Source organism: Amycolatopsis keratiniphila (assembly GCF_000400635.2).
Lineage (GTDB): Bacteria > Actinomycetota > Actinomycetes > Mycobacteriales > Pseudonocardiaceae > Amycolatopsis > Amycolatopsis keratiniphila.
In genome coordinates this window covers 1,835,315-1,851,221 of record NC_021252.1, presented here as the reverse complement: position 1 = coordinate 1,851,221, position 15,907 = coordinate 1,835,315, and the positions used below count along the sequence as shown (strand labels likewise).

Annotated in this window: 16 protein-coding genes; 10 read left to right on the top strand and 6 right to left on the bottom strand. The window is 70.0% G+C overall.

Annotated features, from left to right (window positions below):
- Positions 1 to 66 precede the first annotated feature (66 nt).
- The 3 genes from AORI_RS49655 to AORI_RS49645 all read left to right on the top strand — a co-directional run bounded on the left by AORI_RS49655 (position 67) and on the right by AORI_RS49645 (position 4,511).
- On the top strand, positions 67 to 1,869 hold the full coding sequence (locus AORI_RS49655) for a VanW family protein (protein WP_016332123.1): 1,803 nt from the start codon (positions 67 to 69) through the stop codon (positions 1,867 to 1,869).
- A 74-nt stretch (positions 1,870 to 1,943) separates the two neighbouring features.
- Positions 1,944 to 3,155 (top strand): MFS transporter, encoded by a 1,212-nt coding sequence (locus AORI_RS49650; protein WP_016332122.1) that lies wholly within the window; start codon positions 1,944 to 1,946, stop codon positions 3,153 to 3,155.
- A gap of 141 nt (positions 3,156 to 3,296) precedes the next feature.
- Positions 3,297 to 4,511 (top strand): GGDEF domain-containing protein, encoded by a 1,215-nt coding sequence (locus tag AORI_RS49645; protein ID WP_228688322.1) that lies wholly within the window; start codon positions 3,297 to 3,299, stop codon positions 4,509 to 4,511.
- A gap of 79 nt (positions 4,512 to 4,590) precedes the next feature.
- Here the strand turns inward: AORI_RS49645 and AORI_RS49640 are convergent, their stop codons facing one another.
- Positions 4,591 to 5,943: a TrpB-like pyridoxal phosphate-dependent enzyme gene (locus AORI_RS49640; RefSeq protein ID WP_016332120.1), complete on the bottom strand. Its 1,353-nt coding sequence runs from the start codon at positions 5,941 to 5,943 to the stop codon at positions 4,591 to 4,593.
- Between the two features lie 76 nt (positions 5,944 to 6,019).
- On the opposite strand from AORI_RS49640, the gene AORI_RS49635 reads away from it, so the two are divergent.
- Genes AORI_RS49635 through AORI_RS49620 form a run of 4 tightly spaced genes read left to right on the top strand, consistent with a single transcriptional unit; the run spans position 6,020 to position 8,902 of the window.
- Positions 6,020 to 6,904 carry an arginase family protein gene (locus tag AORI_RS49635; RefSeq protein WP_016332119.1) on the top strand — a complete coding sequence of 295 codons (885 nt, stop codon included), beginning with the start codon at positions 6,020 to 6,022 and terminating at the stop codon, positions 6,902 to 6,904.
- Positions 6,901 to 7,590 carry a dienelactone hydrolase family protein gene (locus AORI_RS49630; protein ID WP_016332118.1) on the top strand — a complete coding sequence of 230 codons (690 nt, stop codon included), beginning with the start codon at positions 6,901 to 6,903 and terminating at the stop codon, positions 7,588 to 7,590. The genes AORI_RS49635 and AORI_RS49630 overlap by 4 nt, the downstream gene beginning before the upstream one ends.
- Positions 7,591 to 7,639: 49 nt before the next feature.
- A complete protein-coding gene (locus AORI_RS49625; RefSeq protein ID WP_016332117.1) occupies positions 7,640 to 8,434 on the top strand; it encodes a PIG-L family deacetylase in 795 nt (264 codons plus the stop codon).
- A gap of 3 nt (positions 8,435 to 8,437) precedes the next feature.
- On the top strand, positions 8,438 to 8,902 hold the full coding sequence (locus tag AORI_RS49620; RefSeq protein ID WP_016332116.1) for a YfbM family protein: 465 nt from the start codon (positions 8,438 to 8,440) through the stop codon (positions 8,900 to 8,902).
- A 91-nt stretch (positions 8,903 to 8,993) separates the two neighbouring features.
- Here AORI_RS49620 and AORI_RS49615 read toward each other — a convergent pair whose 3' ends face one another.
- Positions 8,994 to 9,401, bottom strand: a complete 408-nt coding sequence (locus AORI_RS49615; protein ID WP_228688321.1) for a RidA family protein — start codon at positions 9,399 to 9,401, stop codon at positions 8,994 to 8,996.
- 48 nt (positions 9,402 to 9,449) lie between these two features.
- Here AORI_RS49615 and mtnA point away from each other — a divergent pair, with 48 nt between their 5' ends.
- Positions 9,450 to 10,415 (top strand): S-methyl-5-thioribose-1-phosphate isomerase, encoded by a 966-nt coding sequence (gene mtnA, locus AORI_RS49610; RefSeq protein ID WP_016332114.1) that lies wholly within the window; start codon positions 9,450 to 9,452, stop codon positions 10,413 to 10,415.
- On the opposite strand, the gene AORI_RS49605 is transcribed toward mtnA, so the two are convergent.
- The 3 genes from AORI_RS49605 to AORI_RS49595 are packed head-to-tail and all read right to left on the bottom strand — an operon-like array spanning position 10,412 to position 13,095.
- On the bottom strand, positions 10,412 to 11,632 hold the full coding sequence (locus AORI_RS49605; protein ID WP_016332113.1) for a GNAT family N-acetyltransferase: 1,221 nt from the start codon (positions 11,630 to 11,632) through the stop codon (positions 10,412 to 10,414). The two genes, mtnA and AORI_RS49605, sit on opposite strands and share 4 nt — an antisense overlap.
- Before the next feature lie 54 nt (positions 11,633 to 11,686).
- Positions 11,687 to 11,902: a ferredoxin gene (locus AORI_RS49600; protein ID WP_016332112.1), complete on the bottom strand. Its 216-nt coding sequence runs from the start codon at positions 11,900 to 11,902 to the stop codon at positions 11,687 to 11,689.
- A 2-nt stretch (positions 11,903 to 11,904) separates the two neighbouring features.
- Complete coding sequence (locus AORI_RS49595) at positions 11,905 to 13,095, bottom strand: cytochrome P450 (RefSeq protein WP_016332111.1); 1,191 nt, start codon at positions 13,093 to 13,095, stop codon at positions 11,905 to 11,907.
- 112 nt (positions 13,096 to 13,207) lie between these two features.
- On the opposite strand from AORI_RS49595, the gene AORI_RS49590 reads away from it, so the two are divergent.
- Together AORI_RS49590 and AORI_RS49585 are read left to right on the top strand one after the other, a co-directional pair.
- Positions 13,208 to 13,774, top strand: a complete 567-nt coding sequence (locus AORI_RS49590; RefSeq protein WP_016332110.1) for a TetR/AcrR family transcriptional regulator — start codon at positions 13,208 to 13,210, stop codon at positions 13,772 to 13,774.
- A 40-nt stretch (positions 13,775 to 13,814) separates the two neighbouring features.
- Positions 13,815 to 14,717: a phosphotransferase family protein gene (locus AORI_RS49585; RefSeq protein ID WP_016332109.1), complete on the top strand. Its 903-nt coding sequence runs from the start codon at positions 13,815 to 13,817 to the stop codon at positions 14,715 to 14,717.
- On the opposite strand, the gene AORI_RS49580 is transcribed toward AORI_RS49585, so the two are convergent.
- Complete coding sequence (locus AORI_RS49580) at positions 14,698 to 15,900, bottom strand: cytochrome P450 (RefSeq protein ID WP_016332108.1); 1,203 nt, start codon at positions 15,898 to 15,900, stop codon at positions 14,698 to 14,700. The two genes, AORI_RS49585 and AORI_RS49580, sit on opposite strands and share 20 nt — an antisense overlap.
- Positions 15,901 to 15,907: the final 7 nt, after the last annotated feature.

Sequence of the window (15,907 nt, the reverse complement as noted above, 5' to 3'; positions counted from 1 at the left end):
ACGTGTGGAAGGCCCGGACGTTCGATCACGAAGCCCGGCGCTCGCCGGACCGTGGAGGGTGGAGAGTTGCCGCAGGAACCGCGCTGGCCCGAGTCCCACGCTGAGCAGACGGACATTCTCCCGGTCGTCACGCCCGGGTTCGCGGAGTCTGCCACGCCGCAGGAGCCCACGCCACCGAAGCGCCGTCGCAGCTATCGCAAGGCCGCCTTCATCGGCGGCGGCGTGTTCGGCCTCCTGGTCGTCGCGTACGCCCTCGACGTGCTGGTCTCCCAGGGCAGCGTCCCCCGCGGCGTCACCGTCGCCGGGGTCGACGTCGGCGGGATGGACCGCACGGCGGCCGAGAAGGAACTCCGTGGCGGTATCGAGCCGCGGCTGACCCGGCCGGTGAAGGTCGTCGCGGGCGACGCCGAGGAGTCGCTGGCGCCGAACAACGCCGGCCTGCGCCTCGACTGGCCCGCCACCCTGGACCAGGCGGGCGACCAGCCGCTGAACCCGTTCACGCGGATCGCGTCGTTCTTCTCGACCACCGAGGTCGGTGTCGTCACGCAGACCGACGACGCCAAGCTCACCGGCGCGCTGGAGAACCTGCGCGACAAGGTCGACCGCGACCCCGTCGAGGGGACCGTGCGCTTCGAGGAGGCCAAGCCGATCGCGGTCGAGCCGAAGACCGGGCAGAAGCTCGACCTCGAAGCCGCCAAGAAGACCATCCTGGAGCGCTGGGCCGGCGGCGAGCCGCTGACACTCGCGGTCACCCAGACCCCGGTGAAGGTCTCGCCGGAGGCCGTCCACGCCGCGCTCGAGCAGATCGCGAAGCCCGCCGTGGCGGCGCCGATGGTCGTCAAGGGCGAGGGCAAGGACGCGGTCGTCAAACCCGAGCAGATCGCGGCCGCGCTGACCTTCGAGCCCGTCGACGGCGGTGTGCTGAACCCGAAGGTGGACAACAACAAGATCATCGAGGCCGCGGGCCCGCAGCTGAAGTCCACCGAAAAGGAGGGCAAGGACGCGCAGATCGTCTTCGAAGGCGGCAAGCCGACCGTCCAGCCCTCCGAGGACGCCAACGTCGTCGACTGGGAGCCGAGCCTCAAGCCGGTGCTCGACGTGCTCAAGCGCGCCGCGCCGCGCGAGCTGCCGGTGACCTACAAGAAGACCCCGGCCAAGGTGACCACCGAGCAGGCGAACCAGCTCGGCATCAAGGAGGTCGTCAGCGAGTTCAAGACCGGCGGATTCGCCCCGGACTCGGGGACGAACATCCGGGTCGTGGCGCAGAAGGTCAACGGCGCCATCGTGAAGCCGAACGAGACGTTCAGCCTCAACGGGTTCACCGGGCCGCGCGGCGCCGCGCAGGGCTACGTCGAGGCGGGTGTCATCAAGGACGGCGCGCCCGGCCGCGAGGTCGGCGGCGGGATCTCGCAGTTCGCGACCACGCTGTACAACGCTTCGTACTTCGCCGGCATGAAGGACACCGAGCACAAGGAACACAGCTACTACATCAGCCGCTACCCCGCCGCGCGCGAGGCGACCGTGTTCCAGAACCACAGCGGTGGCAGTGTCATCGACCTGAAGTTCACCAACGACACGGACACCGGTGTCGCGATCCAGACCATCTGGACGCCGTCGGACATCACGATCCGGCTGTGGGGCACCAAGAAGTACACCGTCGAGTCGATCCCGGGCGGCCGCACCAACCCGTCCGAGCCGCCGACGAAGCCTGGCCCCGCCGAGAACTGCAAGCCCAGCAACGGCGCGCCCGGCTTCACCACCTCGGACACCCGGGTCATCAAGGACGCCGCGACCGGCCGCGAGATCCGGCGCCACACGCGGAACGTGCACTACAACCCGCAGCCGAAGATCACCTGCGGCACGGAGTAGCTCCGAGGGTTCACCACCCGCGCCCGGAGCGGTACGCTGAGTGACTCACTCGACCGGGCGGGGGTGGTCACCTCGTGGACTCCAAGGCGACCTTCCGGCAGATCCTCGCGGTCGGTGAACTACGCGCGATCTGGTTCGCGGAACTCCAGTCCATCCTCGGCGACCAGGTGGCCAGGGTCGCCCTGTCGGTGCTGGTGTTCCAGCGCACCGGCTCGGCGACGTGGCCCGCGCTGACGTACGCGCTCACCTACCTCCCCGACCTGATCGGCGGGCCGTTGCTCGGTGGGTTGGCCGACCGGTACCCGCGCCGCGCGGTGATGGTCTGCTCCGACGTCGTCCGCGCGCTCCTGGTCGCGGTGCTCGCCGTCCCCGGCATCCCGTTGCCCGTGCTCGCCGCCGTGCTTGTGGTGGTGCAGCTGGCCAACGCGCCGTTCACCGCCGCGCAGGCCGCGGTCCTCCCGTCGGTGCTCAGCGGGGATTCCTACGTGCTCGGCCAGTCCCTGCTGAAGATCACCAACCAGATCGGTCAGCTGGCCGGATTCGCGCTGGGCGGCGCGGTGATCGCCGCGATCGGGCCGGGACGCGGGCTGGCGCTGGACGCGGTGACGTTCGCCGTCTCGGCGGTCGTCCTGCGGCTGGGGGTCCGCGCGCGGCCGGCTTCGGGAGCGAGCGGACCGGCGACGTCGACCGTGCGGCGGCTTTCGGCGGGCGCCAGGACGATCTGGCGTGATCGCCGGTTGCGCGCTCTGGTCGGCGTGGCATGGCTGGCGGGTTTCGTGATCGTGCCGGAAGGGCTCGCCGTGCCCTACGCCGCGGAGATCGGCGGCGGGGCGGTGACCGCGGGGCTGCTGCTCGCGGCGCATCCCGCGGGGATCGTGCTCGGGGTCTTCGTACTGGGCCGCCTCGTGCGGCCCGAGCTCCGGTTGCGCCTGGTCGGCGTGCTGGCACTCGGCGCGATCGTGCCGCTCGCGGCGTTCTGGTTCCGGCCTTCGCTCCCCTACGCCGCCGGACTGCTCGTGCTGTCCGGGATGTGCGCGGCCTACCAGGTCACCGCGAGCACCACGTTCATGCGGCTGGTACCCGACACCGAACGAGGCCAGGCCTTCGGCCTCGCCGGGTCGGGACTCATCGCCGTGCAGGGAATCGGGCTGATCGCCGGCGGCCTGCTCGTCGGCGTGCTCGGTTCACCGGCGACGACGGTCTCGGTCATCGCACTCGCCGGTCTCGTAGTGGCTGTTCCGGCCACCCGGGCTTGGCGCCACGTGGCCCCACCGCACCCCCTTTAGACCGGAACCCGGTACTCACCAGTTCTGCCCGCGCATAGGGCTCACCCCCTCCGCTTTCCCGCTTCCGGTCACGCGTGGTGCACCCACGCCTACCCATACAGCGTAGTGACACCTAGTATCCAACCGATTACGTTCGTCTCCGTGGCGCTAACGAATTGGGCGCTGTGGCGGCTACCCAACCGTGGTTTGATCGGCTTCGTCCTCCTGGTGGACGTCGCGGCGATCGCCGGATCCGCCTGGTCTTTTCTCCGCGTCCCGTTCACCGAGGGCGACGCGGTGCCCTTCGCGATCCTGATCCTCAGCTCCGTGCTGTACACCGAATTGTCGCGCCCGGTGGAGCGGGTCCGGGAGCGGTTCGCCGGCACGCCGCACATCTCGCTCGACAGCGTGTGGACCTTCGCCGCCGTGCTGCTGGTGCACCCGGCGCTCGCCGCGCTGGTCATCGCCGTGTCGTTCTTCTACCGCTGGTTCCGCGGGCAGCCGAACCCGTTGTTCCGGCGGATGTTCTCCGCCTCCGCGACGGTGCTCTCGGGATTCGCCGCGGCCGCCTTCCTCGCCCGGTACGCGGAGCCGTTCGACGTGCTCCCCCGCGACGCCTCCTCGTTCGGTTCGGTGGTCGCGGCGGGCGGGGTGTTCCTGCTGGTCAACACCGTGCTGATGACGATCGCGGTGTACTACGGCACCCCGCACGAACGGCTGCGGGACGCGCTGGCGAAGCCGTTCGAGTACGCGCTCGAAGCGGCGACGATCGCGCTCGGCGTCATCGTCGCGTGGGCGCTGCGGGACTGGCCGGTGGTGCTGCTGCTGGTCGTCGGGATCACGCTGGTACTGCACCGCGGGGTCCTGCTGCGGCAGCTGAAACGGCAGGCGCGCAGCGACGCCAAGACCGGGCTGCTCAACGCGAAGGCGTGGCGTGAGGCCGCGACCGACGAACTCGACCGCGCGCGGCGCGCGGGGCGGCACACCAGCCTGCTGATGGTCGACGTCGACCGGTTCAAACTGATCAACGACCGGCACGGGCATCTGGTCGGCGACCGGTATCTGGCGGCGATCGCGGAAACGCTGCGGACCGAGGTGCGCGGCACGGATCTCGTCGGGCGCTTCGGTGGCGAGGAGTTCGTCGTCCTGCTGCCCGGCACGCCCGCCGTGCACGCCCACGCGATCGCGGAGCGGATCCGGTCGAGCGTGGCGTCGCGCGCCGGTGACCTGCCCGAGCACGTCACGGTGTCGATCGGGCTCGCCGACCGGCCGGGGGTCGCCGATCTGGACACGGTGCTCGCCGTGGCGGACCGGGCGCTGTACCAGGCGAAGAACACCGGGCGGAACCGGACTTCGGGCTACCAGGTGACCGGCTGACCCCTTCCCGGATGTCATGAAAGGGTCGTTCAGGACATTTTTCGTCCTGAACGACCCTTTCATGACATCCGCGCGAGGGTTACGGAAGGCCGGCGAGGGACTTCTCGAGGGCTTCGTCGGGCAGCGCGTGATCGGAGATGTTCCCCGCCAGGTACGCGCCGTACGCCGGAAGGTCGAGGTGCGCGTGCCCGCACAGCGCGGTCAGGATCACCTTCTCCTCCCCGGTTTCCTTGCACCGCAACGCTTCCTGGATACACGCGGCGAGCGCGTGCGTCGGCTCCGGCGCGGGGATGATGCCCTCCGTACGGGCGAACCGCACTCCGGCGGCGAAGCAGTCCTCCTGCCCGATGGCGATCGCGTCGATCAGCCCGAGTTCGTAGATATGCGAGATCAGCGGTGACATCCCGTGGTAGCGCAGGCCACCGGCGTGGATGGGGTCGGGGATGAAGTCGTGACCGAGCGTGTGCATCTTCAGCAGCGGTGTCAGCCCGGCGGTGTCCCCGAAGTCGTACGCGTACTTCCCGCGGGTGAGCGTCGGGCAGGCGGCCGGTTCGACCGCGCGGATCACCGGGTCCATCCGCCCGGCGAGTTTCTCGCGCAGGAACGGGAAGGCGAGCCCGCCGAAGTTGGATCCGCCGCCGGTGCAGCCGACGAGGACGTCCGGGGTGTCCCCGGCCAGCTCGAACTGCTTGAGCGCCTCTTCACCGATGATCGTCTGGTGCAGCAGCACATGGTTGAGCACGCTGCCCAGCGCGTAGCGGGTGTTCTCCGCCTGCGCCGCCTGCTCGACCGCCTCGCTGATCGCGATACCGAGGCTCCCGGTCGAGTCCGGATCGGCGGCCAGGATCGCGCGGCCGGATTCGGTCAGCTCGGACGGGCTCGGGTGCACCTTCGCGCCGAAGGTCTCCATCATCAGCTTGCGATACGGCTTCTGGTCGTAGGAGGCGCGGACCTGCCACACCTCGCATTCGAGCCCGAAGGTGGCGGAGGCGAACGCGAGCGCGCTCCCCCACTGCCCGGCGCCGGTCTCGGTGGTCAGCCTGGTGACGCCCTCCGCCGCGTTGTAGAACGCCTGCGGCACGGCGGTGTTGGGCTTGTGCGAGCCGACCGGGCTGACGCCCTCGTACTTGTAGTAGATACGCGCGGGGGTGCCGAGCGCCTTCTCCAGCCGCCGCGCCCGGAACAGCGGCGACGGACGCCAGAGCCGGTAGACGTCCAGGACCTCGTCCGGGATGTCGATGTACCGCTCGGTGCTGACCTCCTGGGCGATGAGCGCCTGCGGGAACAGCGGCGCGAGATCGTCCGGGCCGACCGGCTCGCGGGTGCCGGGATGCAAGGGCGGTGGCGGCGGCTCCGGCAGATCCGGGACGACGTTGTACCACCGGGTCGGCATATCCGCTTCGTCGAGGATGTACTTGGTCCGCTCCGCCATGGGGCCTCCTCCGTCCGTCCCATCAACCTAAAGGGACGGACGGCGCGGCACCAGACATCGCTACTACGGTGTGACCATGGGGAATCTCGTACTGCTCGACGCGCCGTCCAACCTCGGGCTGCGGCCGCCCGCCGAAGGTGTGGTCCCGGGCTGCTACAAGGCGCCGGGCGCGCTGCGTGACCACGGCCTGCTCACCCGGTTGGGGGCAGCCGACGGCGGCGTCGTCACCCCGCCGCGCTATCTGCCCGCCTGGTCGCCCGACGGCGGCGTGCGGAACGCGGCCGGGATCGCGGCCTACACCGAGGCCCTCGCCGGACGCCTCGCGAAGATCCGCGCGGACGGCGGCTTCCCGGTGGTGCTCGGCGGCGACTGCTCGATCGCGCTCGCCGCGATGCTGACGCTGCGTCGCGAAGGCCGCTACGGCATCGTCTACTTCGACGGACACGACGACTTCCGGCACCTCGGCAATTCCGAGTACGTCGCCTCCGTGGGCGGTGAGGCCCTCGCCGTCGTCACCGGCCGGGGCCAGCCGGAACTGGCCGATGTGGACGGTCTGAAGCCCTACGTCCGCGACGAAGACGTCCTCGTGCTCGGCGTTCGCGCGGAGGAGTCCGCCGAGGCACGGGACGCCGGGCTCCGGGTCGTGACCAGCCAGGAGATCATGGCGTCCGGCACTGACGGCGCGCTCGCCGCCGCACGGGAGATTTTCGCGCCACTGGAAGGTTTCTGGATCCACATCGACATCGACACGCTCGATCCGGAGTATGTGTCCGCTGTGGACAGTCCCGATCCGGGCGGGCTCAGCCCGGACAAACTCGTCGAGCTGCTCCGCGGTCTGCTCGCGATCCCCGGCGCCGCCGGACTGGAGCTGACCATCTTCGATCCCGACCTCGACCCCGACGGCACGCAGGCCGCCCTCGTGACGGATTGCCTCGTGCGCGCACTGGAAGGAACCCGATGACCAAGGTGACCGTCGCCGACGGCTCGTTCGACGCCCCGCTCTGGCTGCCCGAATCCGGCTCCGGCCCGGGCCTGGTGCTGATCCAGGAGATCTTCGGCCTCGACGACTACCTCAAGTCGGTCGCCGCGGACCTGGCCGCTCTCGGCTACGTCGTCGCGGTGCCCGAACTGTTCTGGCGGATCTCGCCCGGATGGTCGGCCACGCACGACGAAGCCGGGGTCTCCGCGTCGATGGCCGTCGCCGGCCAACTGGACCCGGCGAGCGCCGTCACCGACGTGCTCGCGACCCTGGCGACACTGCGCGCGCTGCCCGAAACCGACGGCCGCGCGGGCGTCTTCGGCTTCTGCCTCGGCGGCTCGATGGCCTACGCGGCCGCCGCCGAAGGCGACCCGGACGTCGCGGTCTCGTACTACGGCTCGCGTGTGCCCGAGCAGCTTCCGTTGCTGGATCGGATCACCTGCCCGATCCAGTTCCAGTTCGGGGGCGCGGACCCCTACATTCCCGTCGAAGGCGTGCGCCGCCTCGCCGACGCGGTCGCCTCCCACGACGGGGCGGAGATCCACATCCACGAGGGCGCGGGGCACGCGTTCCACAACCACGTGGCGCCGATGTTCCATCAGCCGGAGCCCGCGGCGGCGGCCTGGGCGCTGACGCTGGAGTTCCTGGGGCGGACCTTCCCGGCCTGAGGTGGCGGAACGCCGGAATATGTCGGTGCCTCCCGGTAGTTTCCCCACCATGGCCACATTGGTGAGTTTTCACGCCCACCCCGACGACGAGTGCATCGTCGCGGGTGGCGTCATGCGCAAGGCCTTCGAGGAAGGTCACCGTGTCGTGCTCGTCGTCGCGACCAGGGGGGAGGTCGGCGAGGTGCCGGACGGGTTCCTCGACGACGGAGAGGAGTTGTGGCAGCGCCGCGTGCAGGAGACGCACGCCTCCGCCGAGGTCCTGGGGGCCAAACGCGTGGAGTTCCTGGGGTACACCGATTCCGGCATGATGGGCGAGCCGCGCAACGACGTGCCCGGCACGTTTTGGCAGGCCGACGTCGAGGAGGCCGCGCAGCGGCTGGCCGCGATCCTGCGCGAGGAGCAGGCCGACGTCCTGACCGTCTACGACGACAACGGCGGCTACGGGCATCCGGACCACATCCAGGTGCACCGCGTCGGCATGCGCGCGGCCGAGCTGGCGGGCACGCCGCGGGTCTACGAGGCGACGAGCAACAGTGACGAGATGCGCCGCGGTATGGAGGAAGCGGTGCGGACCGGGCAGATGAAGGCCGAGGACCTTCCCGATTTCGAAGACGGTTCGGAGTTCGGCAAGCCGGAAGCGATCCTGACGGCGAGGGTGGACGTCACCGCGTACCTGCCGTACAAGCGGGCCGCGATGCGCGCGCACGCCAGCCAGATCAGCGAGGACTCGTTCTTCCTGGCGATGCCCGACGAGGCTTTCGCGCAGGCGTTCGGCGTCGAGTGGTTCATCCGTGCCGGGCAGGGTCCGGGCATCACGGAGACCGACATCATGGCCGGTCTCTGACCGATGGGCATGTGCGGTGCGTATCTCCGGGTCACGCCGGAGGAATTGCGCGAGCTGATCGAGGAGCCCGAGCGGTACTGGACCTACGCCGAAAAGGCCGACGGGACCGAGCGGGCGATGGACATCGACAAGGCGTGGAACGCGCTGTGGTTCCTGGCGAAGCGCGCCGGGTTCGAGGTCGACTTCGTACTGGGCGGGACCTTGCTGGGGGAAGCCGACAGCGACGGGCCACCGCGGTACTTCATCGCGGACCAGGTGCGGACGGTCTCGGCGGAGATGGCGCGGACCGGGTTCGATCGGCTCTTGGAAGGCGTCGAGCTCTCGGAACTGGAGGCCGAGGGTATCTACCCGTCGATCTGGGACGAGCCGGACGCGCTCGATTACGTTCGCGGGCACTACAACGAGCTGGTGACCTTCTTCGCTGAAGCCGCGAAGGCCGGGGAGCCGGTCGTCACGATCATCACCTGACGAAGCCTGCCGCAGTCCGTGAAGGCCTCCTTGAGGGACTCTGGGTCCCTCAAGGAGGCCTTCACGGAACTTCGCGGACTCGACGCGCAGGTCAGGCGGTGGCGGCGGTGACGTCGAGTTCGACGAGCTGCCCGGGGTAGCCGAGCTGCGCGACGCCGAGCAGGGTGCTCGCGGTGGTGAAGGCCTCCCCGATCGCCGACCCGACGAACCGGTCCCACACGGCCGAGAGCACGTCCGCGTCCGGCGTCACCACGTAGATCACCGTGCGCACGACGTCCGCCGGGGTCGCCTTGGCGAAGGCGAGCGCGGCGGCGGTGTTCGCGACGACCTGGTCGACCTGGTCGAGCACATCGCCTTCGACGACCTTGCCGTCTTCGGTGAGCGGACACTGGCCGGCGAGGTGGACGTCTCTGCGGCCTTCGACGATGGTCACGTGGTGGTAGGTGGGTGTGGGGTGCAGACCGGGCGGATGGTGGCGTTCAATGGTCACGAGCCGCATCCTCACCGAGGCGGTCGCGACGGGACAACCGGATTTCACGGGGGAGCCATGCGCAGGACGATCGACTGGACCGGTGGCGCGGTCACGATCATCGACCAGACCGTCCTTCCCGCCGAGTACCGCGTGCTCGAACTGCGCACGGTCGGCGAACTCGTCGCCGCCATCCAGCGGCTCGCGGTACGCGGGGCACCGGCGCTCGGCGCGGCGGGGGCGCTCGGCGTCGTGCTCGCCACCCGGGCGCAAGGCGACGTCGAGGCCGAAGCGCGTCGCGTCGCCCAGGCCCGGCCGACGGCGGTCAACCTGAGCTGGGGCGTTTCCCGCGCCCTCGCGAAGCTCCCGGAGGGGCCGGAAGCCGTTCTCGCCGAAGCGCTGGCGATTCTCGACGAGGACGAACGGATCAACCACGAGGCCTCCCGGCTGGCGGCCGACGTGGTGATCGAGCACTGCGGGCGGCGACCGCTGAAGCTGCTGAGCCACTGCAACGCCGGCCACCTCGCGACGGTCGCCTGGGGCAGCGCGCTCGGCGTCGTCTGGCATCTGCAGGCCCGCGGCCTGGTCGAGTCGGTGCTGGTCGACGAGACGCGGCCGCTGCTGCAGGGCGCCCGCCTGACCGCGTGGGAACTGGCCGAAGCCGGTGTCCCGTACCGGATCCAGCCCGACGGAGCGGCCGCCGCGGCGATGAGCCGCGGCCTGGTCGACTGCGTCCTCGTCGGCGCCGACCGGATCGCCGCCAACGGCGACGTCGCCAACAAGATCGGCACCTATGGCCTGGCGATCGCGGCGAAACACCACGGAATCCCGTTCGTGGTCGTCGCCCCGTCGTCCACTGTGGACACTTCGATGCCGGACGGCGCCGGGATCGTGATCGAGGAACGCGATCCCGGCGAGGTCCTGGCCTTCGGTGGCACGAAGGTCGCGCCCGAAGGCGCGGAGGTGTTCAACCCGGCCTTCGACGTGACGCCGCACGAACTGATCACCGCGGTGGTGACCGAGCACGGAATCCTGAAGCCCTAGAAGGATTCCAGGCAGGACGGCTCGCGGTCGGTGGCGAACGCGGCCGTCGCCCGCGAGACCGCGCCGGCGGTCCGCTCCTTGATGCGGCCCGCCGCGGCCAGAGTGCTCGGCCTGGTCCCGCCAAGGAAGATCGCGCCGAGGTCGGTGACGTCCAGTTCGAGATCCGGCACGTCCTCCACTCGCGTCACCTCCGCGGCGCCGTCGGCACCCGCGACGAGCCGCCAGTTCCCGGTGTTCCAGGGGCAGAAGGCGTCACGTACACCGAACACCAGGTCCACCGGACCGTTGTAGCGCCGGGTGACGAGGGCCCGATCGACGTCGACGAGCCGGAGCCACAGGGAGTCGCCGCCGGACCGGGTCATGGCCCGCGGGTTGGCGAGCAGATGGACGAGCGGTTCGTCGAGGGCGGCGGACACCTCCACCGTGACGACGAGGTCGTAGTCGAGCAGGAAGCGATACAGCGTCGCGTACGCCTCCGGCGTGGTCGCGACCAGCTCCTGCACGCTCAGGATTCCTCGCGGGCCCTCTTCGTTCCAGTCGTTCTTCACCCGGTAGATCACATAGCCGTCGGGAAGGACGGCGAATCTGAACGCGGTCGCGCCGTTCCTCCGCCGCTCCGGGTCGTCGAGGTTGAACTCCCACGTCGCCCCTGGCCGGTCCAGCGCGCCGACCCGCTGGGGCGCTTCCTTTTCGTAGATCGCCTTGATCAGCGGGATCGCCTGCTCGCGGCCGACTTCGCGCACGCGCTCGGCTTCGAGTTCGACGCCGGGCCGGAACGCGGACTTCGCGCGGATCTTCGCGCGGTAGAACTGTGCCGCGAGCCCGTATCCGAAGCGGGGGTAGATGACGGCTTCGGACGCCCACAACGCGGCGATCGGTTCGGCGCCGTCGTCGTGCAGGCCGTGCAGCTGCGCCCGCATGACCCGGGTGAGCGCACCCCGCCGCCGATGCCCCGGAGCGACGCCGACCGACGTGATCCCCGCGAACGGCGTCGGTCCTGTGCCGGGAACGGTGATCTTCCTGGTGAGGATCTCCCCCATCCCGATCAGTTCGTCGCCGTCGAAGACGCCGTGCGAACGCTCGGGTTCGAACACCAGCCCTTCGCGGTGTTGGAAGCCTTCCGAAGGATCGGCGAGGAAAGCACGCGCCAGCATGTCCGAGAGTGCGGGCAAGTCGTCGGTGGTCAGGGTGCGGAGGGTCAAGCCGTCGTCGCTCACCCTGTTCGTACTACGCCCCTTCACCGACGACCGCCACGCATTAAAGGGCGGCGTTCAGGGCCTCGGCCCGATCACCTCACCCTTTTCCGTCACCTCGATGGCCATCGCGGGGCAGGAATCCGCCGCGTCGAGCACCGTCTCGTCCGGATCCACCTCTCCCTTGACCACCGTCGCCACGGCGCCTTCGAGTTCGAAGACCTCCGGCATCAGCGCCGCGCACATCCCCGAGCCGATGCACGTGTTGCCATCGACCTCGACTTTCCAGCTCATGCTCACCATCCGATCGGCATGGAGCGGGGGCCCCGCACCAGCATCTGGGTCTTCCACACGATATCGCCGTCGAGGTGCAGCCCGGGGAGATCTCGCAGGAGCGCCTTCAAGGCCTCCTGCAGTTCGAGCCTGGCCAGCGGGGCGCCGAGGCAGTGGTGCACGCCGTGCCCGAAACCGAGGTGGGGATTGGCCTCCCGGCCGAATTCGAGGGTTTCCGCCGAGGTGAACTGGAGCCCGTCCCGGTTGGCGGCGCCGATCGCGACCATCACCGGCTCGCCCTCCTTCACCAGCACATCACCCACTTGGATGTCTTCGGTGGCGTAGCGGGCGAACCCGGCTCCGGCACCGAGCGGGACGAACCGCAGCAGTTCCTCCACCGCGGCCGGGATCAGGTCCAAGTCCGCGCGCAGGCGGGCGAGCTGCTCCGGCTGTTCGAGCAGGGCGTAGACGAAGTTGGGGATCTGGCTGGCGGTGGTCTCGTGCCCGGCGATCAGGATGCCGATGCACATGTCGACCAGTTCCAGCTCGCTCAGCCGGTCGCGGACGTCGCGCGCCTCGATCAGCGCGGTCATCAGGTCGTCCTGCGGTTCGGCGCGGTGCTGCTCGACGAGCACGTGCATGTACGCCCGCAGCTCGTCCTGGTTGGCCATCATCTCTTCGGTGGTCAGCGGGCTGGTCGACAACGCGGCGTCGCTCCACACGCGGAACTTCGGCCGGTCCTCGACGGGAACGCCGAGCAGCTCGCAGATCACCGCGACCGGGATCGGCAGCGCGTAGTCCTCGACCAGGTCCGCGGGCTGTCCCTTGGCCTTCATGTCCTCGATGAGGCCGGCCGCCAGCTCCGCGACGCGCGGGCGCAGCAGCTCGACGCGGCGCATGGTGAACGCCTTCGCGACCAGCGTGCGCAGGCGGGTGTGATCCGGCGGGTCCATGCTCAGGATCCCGCCGGGCCGCCTGCCGGGCGCCATCCGCGGCTCGTCCTTCTCCGCCGCCATCGCCCGGGAGAACCGCCGGTCGCCCAGCACGAACCGGGCGTCGGCGTATCGGGTGGCGAGCCAGGCGGGCTCACCGTGCGGGAGCCGGACGCGGAGCATGCCCTTGGTGGCGCGGGCCGCCGCGTACGCCTCGTTGAGTTCGAGGCCGGCGTCCTCGTTGAAGGGATAGGCGACGAATTCGGTGTCTGTGGTGGTCATTTGTCCGGAAACCCCCCGGCTCGGCGGTTTGTAAGCAACTGCTTACAACGCTAACCATGATCACGCTGAGCGTCAATGCGCCTACCGTGCGACGCCCGGCTAGCCTTTGCCGATGACGGAAGAACCGCAGGTCCGCAGGCGCGACGCGGCCGCGACCAGGGCGGCCCTGCTCGACGCGGCGGCGGCCCTCTTCGCCGAACGCGGCTTCGACCGGACGACCGTGCGCGACATCGCGAAACTCGCCGGCGTCAACCAGGCCCTGCTGTTCCGCTACTTCGGGTCGAAGGACGCGCTGTTCGAGGAGGTCCTGGCGCGCGGTGGACGCGAGCAGATCGCCACCACCCCACCGGACGAACTGCTCGGGACGGCGTTGCGCAGCATGCTGGAGTCCGACACCGGCCGCGACCGCACCCTCGACGCGTACCTGCGCTCGACCGGGCACGACAGTGCCGCGGCCGCGGTCCGGCGACAGCTCGGCGAGGAGTACGCGAAGGTGCTCGCCACCCTGAGCGACGCCGACGACGCGGAGCTGCGGGCCGACCTCGTCCTCGCCTGGCTGCTCGGGATCGGCCTGGTCCGCGACATCACCGGCAAGGAGCCGCTGGCCAGCGCGGATCCCGACGACGTCTGCCGCCTGGTGCTCGGCGCGGCAAGAACCCTGCTGGAGCGCAGCGGGTAATTGCGTCGCCGTCCACGGCACGCTGTTCTACGGTCGTGCCGTGATCACGTTCCCGCCCGCCGGCACCGAAGCCGAGTTCGACGCGCTGACCAGGCAAGACCTGCTCCCTGCCGTGATGTCACTCGGCTTCGGCGAAGCCGTCCCGTTCACCGAGGGCTCCCTGCCGGTCTACGCCGTCGGCGACGATCTCGTCCTCAAGCTCTTCCCGCCGGTGCATCTCGGCGAACTCCCCACCGAGCGGACGATGCTCGAGGTCCTGCACGGGAAACTGCCGATCCCGACCCCCGCCGTGCGCGAAGCCGGAGAGCGGGACGGCTGGGGTTACGTGCTCATGGAACGCCTGCGCGGCGAAACACTGAAGGACGCCTGGCCGAAACTGTCCACAGAGGACAAACACCGGCTCGCGCCCGAGCTCGGCGAAGCGCTGGCCGCCCTGCATTCGCTGCACGACCACCGCCTCGACGTCCTCGGCCCGCCGAACTGGGCCGCGTTCGTCGCCGAACAGCGCGCGAAGGTCGTCGAGCACCACCGGCGGACCGGACTCGACGAAAGCTGGATCGCGCAGATCCCGGCGTTTCTCGACTCCGTCGACCTGGGCAGCCCGCCGGTCGTCCCGCTGCACACCGAATTCATGCGCGACCACCTCATGGTCACCCACGACGGCGGCCGTCCGCGGCTGACCGGGCTCTTAGATTTCGAACCGGCCATGCGGGGCGCGGCCGAGTACGACTTCGTCGCCGTCGGCCTGTTCGTTTCCGGCGGGGACAAGGACTTCCTGCGGCGGCTGCTCACCGGTTACGGCGCCGAGCCGGACGAGGACTTCTCCCGTCGTTGCCTGGCATACGCGCTTTTGCACATCTACAGCAACTTCACCTGGTATCTCAGGGTTCTCCCCGCCCCGCCGGAACCGACGCTGGAGAGCCTCAGTCGCGCTTGGTGGTAGCCCAGGTCACGGGCACGGCCTCCGGGCCGCGGATCGAAAGCGGCGGACGCCACGCGATGGCCGAGGCGGGAACCGCGAGGTCCAGCCCCGGGAGCCCGTCGAGCAGGGTCCGGAACGCGATCTCCCCTTCGAGCCGGGCCAGCGCCGCGCCGAGGCAGAAGTGGAGCCCGTGCCCGAAGCCCAGTTGCGGCGCGTTCCGGCGCCGGATGTCGAACCGTGAGGCGCCGGGAAAGGCGGCTTCGTCGCGGTTCGCCGCGCCGGTGTGCGCCAGCACGGCCTCGCCGCGCCGGACCCGGCCGGCGCTCAGCTCGACGTCTTCCAGCGCGACGCGGAGCAGCGACGCGTCGGCCGGTCCGTCGAATCGCATGATCTCCTCGACCGCGCCTTCCGTCAGGCTCGGATCCGAGCGCAGCGCGGCGAGCTGATCCGGATGTGCCGTCAGCAGGACGATCCCGGTCGCGATCAGGCTGACCGTGGTCTCGTGCCCGGCGAGCAGGAGCTGGGTGGCGAGATCGATCAGCTCGGCCTCGGTGAGCCGGTCGCCGTCCTCGTCGCGAGCGTGCACGAGGACGCTCAGCAAATCCTCCCCCGGCGTCTCCCGTTTGACGGCGACGAGCGCCGCCATGTCGTCCGCCCCGTCACGCCGGGCCTGCGCCACTTCCGCCGGGCTGTACGCCATCGGCGTGACGATCACGCGCGACCATCGGCGGAACCGTTCCCTGCCTTCGTAAGGGACGCCGAGGATTTCGCACATGACCGCGGTGGGCAGCGGAAAGGCGAACATCTCCACGAGATCCAGCGGCGGCCCGTGTTCGGCCATCGCCCGCAGCAGCGTGTCGGCGATCTCCTGGATCCGCGGCCGGAGCCCGGCGATCCGGCGGACGGTGAAGGCCTGCGCCGTCAGCTTCCGCAGGCGCGTGTGATCCGGCGGGTCCATGTTCAGGATGCTGTGCTCGCCGGTGGAGAAGTCACCCGGTTCGATGAGGCACGGCGCGCCCGGGGCGAGCAGGTTCCGGGAGAACCGCGTGTCCGAGAAGATCAGGCGGACGTCTTCGTACCTGGTCACCAGCCAGCCTTCGCAGCCGCTGGGGAAGACGACCCGGGACATCGGCGGATATTCGGCGTAGATCGCGCCCATCGGGGTCGCGGGGTCGTCCTTCGCCGCGGGATAGGTGGCTGTCATGGAGCAT

Coding starts and splice junctions, on each gene's coding strand:
- AORI_RS49640 (WP_016332120.1), bottom strand. CDS start 5,943: ATGGCGGAGCGGACCAAGTACATCCTCGACGAAGCGGATATGCCGACC.
- AORI_RS49635 (WP_016332119.1), top strand. CDS start 6,020: ATGGGGAATCTCGTACTGCTCGACGCGCCGTCCAACCTCGGGCTGCGG.
- AORI_RS49630 (WP_016332118.1), top strand. CDS start 6,901: ATGACCAAGGTGACCGTCGCCGACGGCTCGTTCGACGCCCCGCTCTGG.
- AORI_RS49625 (WP_016332117.1), top strand. CDS start 7,640: ATGGCCACATTGGTGAGTTTTCACGCCCACCCCGACGACGAGTGCATC.
- AORI_RS49620 (WP_016332116.1), top strand. CDS start 8,438: ATGGGCATGTGCGGTGCGTATCTCCGGGTCACGCCGGAGGAATTGCGC.
- AORI_RS49615 (WP_228688321.1), bottom strand. CDS start 9,401: ATGCGGCTCGTGACCATTGAACGCCACCATCCGCCCGGTCTGCACCCC.
- mtnA (WP_016332114.1), top strand. CDS start 9,450: ATGCGCAGGACGATCGACTGGACCGGTGGCGCGGTCACGATCATCGAC.
- AORI_RS49600 (WP_016332112.1), bottom strand. CDS start 11,902: ATGAGCTGGAAAGTCGAGGTCGATGGCAACACGTGCATCGGCTCGGGG.
- AORI_RS49595 (WP_016332111.1), bottom strand. CDS start 13,095: ATGACCACCACAGACACCGAATTCGTCGCCTATCCCTTCAACGAGGAC.
- AORI_RS49590 (WP_016332110.1), top strand. CDS start 13,208: ATGACGGAAGAACCGCAGGTCCGCAGGCGCGACGCGGCCGCGACCAGG.
- AORI_RS49580 (WP_016332108.1), bottom strand. CDS start 15,900: ATGACAGCCACCTATCCCGCGGCGAAGGACGACCCCGCGACCCCGATG.